Origin of the sequence: uncultured Aureimonas sp. (assembly GCF_913775355.1) — a bacterium.
GTDB lineage: Bacteria > Pseudomonadota > Alphaproteobacteria > Rhizobiales > Rhizobiaceae > Aureimonas.
Genome location: NZ_CAJYIU010000318.1, coordinates 1 through 4,962 on the forward strand (window position 1 = coordinate 1; position 4,962 = coordinate 4,962).

Genomic DNA, 4,962 nt, shown 5'->3' on the forward strand with positions numbered 1-4,962 from the left:
TAGAGATACATGGCGCGCGCGCCGAGCGGATTTTCCGGGCCGCCCGGCATGTAGGCCGGCAGGATGCGGCCCTTCGCCTTCTCGCGCACGCGCATGGCGGCCGGCGGTGTCCAGCCCGGCCATTCGGCCTTGCGGCCGATCGACATCGTGCCGCCCCAGGAGAAGCCCTCCTTGCCGACGCCCACGCCGTAGCGCGTCGCCATGCCGTTGCCCTCGACGAAGTAGAGGAACTTCCGGTCGGTATCGATGATGATCGTGCCGGGCTTCTCCTTGGTCGAGATGCGCACCGACTGGCGGGCGAAGCGCGCGTCCGGCTTCTTCATCATCTGCGTCTTGCGCTGGACGGTCTCGGTGCGGATGCGGGCACGGTCGCCCGAGATCCACTGGCCGCTGGCATGATCGTAGACCCGCACCTGCGCCTGCGCGCTGGCGGTCGACGGCGCCGCGAAGGGCGCAAGGCCCATCATGAGGGCGAGGAGTAGAGGCGTCGTCTTCATGGGCGGGGGTCCCTTATGAGGAGAGCGGACGAAAAAGGCGGGAGAAATCAAGGACCATGGTGGAGCGGGTCACCGCCCATGCCGAGTCCCCGATTGTAGATTTGCAACTCATTGTTGCAGTCAGAGCACGACCACGCGGGTGCCGACGTCGACGCGGTCGAAGAGGTCGATGACGTCCTCGTTCCGCATGCGGATGCAGCCGGAGGAGACCGACTGGCCGATGGTCCAAGGCTGGTTGGTGCCGTGGATGCGGTAGAGCGTCGAGCCGAGATAAAGCGCGCGCGCCCCGAGCGGGTTCGCCTCGCCGCCCGGCATGTGGTCGGGCAGGATGCGGCCCTTGGCGCGCTCGCGGGCGATCATCTCGGCCGGCGGCGTCCAGCCGGGCCATTCGGCCTTGCGGGTGACCTTGTGGCTGCCGGACCAGCCGAAGCCCTCCTTGCCGACGCCGACGCCGTAGCGCATCGCCCGGCCGCCGGTCTCGACGTGATAGAGATAGTGCGCGCGCGTATCGACGACGATCGTGCCGGGCGCATAGCCGCCGGCATAGTCGACGCGCTGCGGCAGGAAGGCCGGGTCCATGCCGCGCTGAGGCGCCTCGCGGCGGGCCGCCGTGCGCGGGGCCGCGAACGCCGAGGCGTAGACCGGGGCGCCGGTGCGGCGCCAGCTTCCGAACACGGGCGCGGCGCGACGGGCGGGTTCCCCGAAGACCACCGGCGCGCGGCCCTCGCGATAGGCGCCGAGCGGCTGCATCGGGCCGCCGCCCTCGGGGATCACGCCGACCGGGATGTTGCCCTCGAAGACCACCGTGCCCGGTGCGATCGGGGGTGCGAGGTGGCGGCGGGCGTAGCCCGGCACGACGCCGGAGCCCGGCGAGAGCTGGCGCACCCAGGGCTCGGCGACGCCGGGCGGCACGGCGAGCGGGCGGCGGTCTCTCGCATCGGCCGAAAGCGTCATCGAGCCGATGAGCGACAGGGCTGAGAGCGCAAGGAGAAGGCGCATCCGGATACCTCGTTCGAGCGGCGCGGCCGACCCGTCGGGTGGCGCGCGGAAACCTTGGTTCGAGGATGCCGGGGCAATCGCCAGCGAATGGTGAATCGCGGGACGCCGGAGATGCGCTGTCCCGTGCTTCCGCCGGGCAGGGTGAACAGGCGGTAAAGCCTCCGGCGCCTCAGCCGCGCGCGCGGCGGCGCGCGTCACGCAGGACGGCCGGCAGGAGCGGCGCGGCCTCCGCCTGACTCATGCCGGGCCGCAGGCGCCGGTCGTAGAGCATGTTCATCAGCACCCGGTCGTAGGGGCCGAAGTTCGTCAGCTTCGAGGTGTCGTTGAAGACGCTGTCGGGGGCGTCGGCATTGTCGTTGAGGGGCCCGAGCCCCTGCAGGACCTCCTCGATCAGGCAGCGGCGGAACAGCGCGTCGCCCTCGTTCGACACGATGATCGCGTCCGAGCGCGTGATGCCGGCGCGCCCGTAGGAGGCGCGGACCACGCAGTTGCCGGGCACGCGCATGAACGGGCTGCGATAGACCTCGCGGCCGATGCGCTGGTAGTCGCGACGGTCGACGACGTGGACCACGAAGTTCGCGTCCTCGCCGGGTCTGGCTTCCGCGACCTCGAGCCCGCCGATCTGCCGGCGGATCTGGCGCATGAAGGCGCGGACCGCGGCGCGGCGGTCGGTCGCCGCGGTGTTGTCGATCCGGTAGCGCACCAGGCCGGCGAAGCGCTTGAGATAGCTCGAATCGCTGAACGATCCGGTGATCTCCGCCCCGAACACCACCCGCTCGAACCCGTCGATCAGAGCGGCGTCGGGCGGCAGGCGCTGCGCCGCCGCCGGGCCGGCGGACAGGAGCACGGCGGCGAGCGCGGCGCCGCCGAGGCGCCCTGCCATTGCCCTTCTGCCCCGCTTGCCCCAAACCATCGCGATCCCATGCCAATGCTGCCGGCCTGCCGCCAGTTGGCGGGCGGGGCGGGCCGCGCGCAAGCGGCGACCGGCGACAGTCCACGGCAAATGTGCCGCATCACGATCGGGATGAGGGAGCGCACGATGGAGACGACGGCGGAGGGCCTGCGGATCGGCGCGGACGGGGCGGCGCGCTGCGCCTGGGCGGGCGAGGGGGCGGACTACGTCGCCTATCATGACGATGAATGGGGCCGGCCGAGCGCCGACGACGACCGGCTTTACGAGAAGATCTGCCTCGAAGGCTTCCAGTCCGGCCTGTCCTGGATCACCATCCTACGAAAGCGCGAGGCCTTCCGAAGCCACTTCGCAGGCTTTGCGATCGAGGCGGTGGCCGAGATGGGCGAGGCCGACGTCCAGCGCATCCTCGCCGACCCCGGCGTGGTGCGCCACCGCGGCAAGATCGCGTCCGCGATCAACAACGCGAGGGCAGCGAGGCGCCTGCGCGAGGAGACCGGTGCCTCGCTTGCCGCCTTCCTCTGGCGCTTCGAGCCCCCGAAGGACGAGCGACCAGCCAGCGTCACGCTCGACTGGGTGCGGGCCAACCCGCAGACGCCCGCCTCCCAGCGTCTCGCCAAGGCGCTGAAGGCCAGAGGCTTCACCTTCTTCGGCCCGACCACGGCCTATGCCTTCATGCAGTCCATGGGCTTCGTGAACGATCATCTCACCGGATGCTGCGCGCAGGGTGCATGCGAACGGGCGCGCGCAGCCTTCGAGCGGCCGGTCTAGACCCCGCAAACCTTGCCGCTGGGGCGCCGGATGGGCTAGGACGCGTGCCATTCGCACACATTTCGCGAGGTGCAACAGAGCGCCCCGCCCCGTCACGTCTGGAACGACCATGGCCCCGAAGAAGCCCTCCCGCGTCAAGGCGCGCCAGCCGCGCGGCTTCGTGGATCGCAGCGCGAGCGACCTCTACGCGCAGGACCGGATGCTCGCCACCATCCGCCACGTCTACGAGACCTACGGATTCGAGCCGGTCGAGACGCCCTTCTTCGAATACACCGACGCGCTCGGCAAGTTCCTGCCCGATTCGGACCGCCCGAACGAGGGCGTCTTCTCGCTGCAGGACGACGACGAGGAGTGGCTGAGCCTGCGCTACGACCTGACCGCGCCGCTGGCACGCCATGTCGCCGAGAATTTCGAGGACCTGCCGAAACCCTACCGCTCCTACCGGGCGGGCTACGTCTTCCGCAACGAGAAGCCGGGTCCCGGCCGCTTCCGCCAGTTCATGCAGTTCGACGCCGACATCGTCGGCGCGCCGAACGTCTCGGCCGACGCCGAGATGGCGATGATGATGGCCGACACGATGGAAGCGCTCGGCATCGCGCGCGGCCAGTACGTGATCCGGGTCAACAACCGCAAGGTGCTGGACGGCATCCTCGACGCGATCGGTCTCGAGGGCGACCAGGGACGGCGGCTGACGGTGCTGCGCGCGCTCGACAAGTTCGACAAGTTCGGCGCGGACGGGGTGAAGCTCCTGCTCGGCGCCGGTCGCCTCGACGAGAGCGGCGGCAAGGGCGATTTCACCAAGGGCGCGGAACTCGACGACGCGACGATCGCGCGCGTCCTCAGGATCTTCGACGCGGACGGGCTGTCGGGCGTCCGCCAAGCCTTCGGCGGCCACGCGGGCGTCGACGGCGGCCTCGACGAACTCTCCCAGATCGAGAGCTTCGCGCGCACCGCCGGCTACGAGGCCGATCGCGTCAAGATCGACCCCTCCGTCGTGCGCGGCCTCGAATACTACACCGGTCCCGTCTTCGAGGCCGAGCTCCTCTTCGACGTCGTCAACGAGAAGGGCCAGAAGGTCCAGTTCGGCTCGGTCGGCGGCGGCGGGCGCTACGACGGCCTCGTGTCGCGCTTCCTCGCGACGCCGGTGCCGGCGACCGGATTCTCGATCGGCGTCTCGCGCCTCCAGACCGCGCTGAAGAACCTCGGGCGCCTCGAAGGCGAGCGGCGCACCGGCCCGGTGGTGGTCACCGTGATGGACCGCGACCGGATGGCCGACTACCAGGCGATGGCCACGCAGCTGCGCGCCGCGCTGAACGGTCCCGGCCAGCCCGTCGTGCCGGTCGAGGTCTTCCAGGGCAATCCGAAGCAATTCGGCAAGCAGCTGCAATATGCCGACCGGCGCGGCGCGCCCGTCGTCGTCATCCAGGGCGGCGACGAGAAGGCGGCCGGCAAGGTGCAGGTCAAGGACCTCGCGCTCGGCAAGGAGCTCTCGGCCGGCGTCGAGGACAACGCCGAATGGCGCGAGATGCGCGCCGGCCAGGAACTCGTCGACGAGGCCGATCTGGTGGCCGCCGTCCGGGCGATCCTCGAGCGCGCCGGCGGGGCGGACTGACGCGATGAGCCTTCTGACCGGATCGGGCGCCGCGCGGCCGGGCGGCAGCCCGGCGCCCTTCGACGCCGCGCTCGCAGCCCTGTTCGCCGATCTCGGCGCGGTGACGGTCGAGACGCCGCTCCTGCAGCGTGCCGAGCCCTATCTCGACACGGCCGGCGAGGACCTGCGCCGGC

The 4,962-nt window shown here is 70.7% G+C and carries 5 protein-coding genes; 2 read left to right on the forward strand and 3 right to left on the reverse strand.

The features are described from left to right. The 3 genes from QZ753_RS19395 to QZ753_RS19405 all read right to left on the reverse strand — a co-directional run. Nucleotides 1-497, reverse strand: a 497-nt coding sequence (locus QZ753_RS19395) for a L,D-transpeptidase (RefSeq protein WP_294646194.1), incomplete at its 3' end; no start/stop codon positions are given. A 120-nt stretch (nucleotides 498-617) separates the two neighbouring features. After that, a complete protein-coding gene (locus QZ753_RS19400; protein WP_294646195.1) occupies nucleotides 618-1,496 on the reverse strand; it encodes a L,D-transpeptidase in 879 nt (292 codons plus the stop codon). Between the two features lie 169 nt (nucleotides 1,497-1,665). After that, complete coding sequence (locus QZ753_RS19405; protein WP_294646196.1) at nucleotides 1,666-2,379, reverse strand: DUF2927 domain-containing protein; 714 nt, start codon at nucleotides 2,377-2,379, stop codon at nucleotides 1,666-1,668. Between the two features lie 156 nt (nucleotides 2,380-2,535). Between QZ753_RS19405 and QZ753_RS19410 the strand changes: the two genes are divergently transcribed. After that, nucleotides 2,536-3,177: a DNA-3-methyladenine glycosylase I gene (locus QZ753_RS19410; protein WP_294646197.1), complete on the forward strand. Its 642-nt coding sequence runs from the start codon at nucleotides 2,536-2,538 to the stop codon at nucleotides 3,175-3,177. Between the two features lie 109 nt (nucleotides 3,178-3,286). Then, entirely contained in the window at nucleotides 3,287-4,789 is a 1,503-nt protein-coding gene (gene hisS, locus QZ753_RS19415; protein WP_294646198.1) for a histidine--tRNA ligase, read from the forward strand. Nucleotides 4,790-4,962 lie beyond the last annotated feature (173 nt).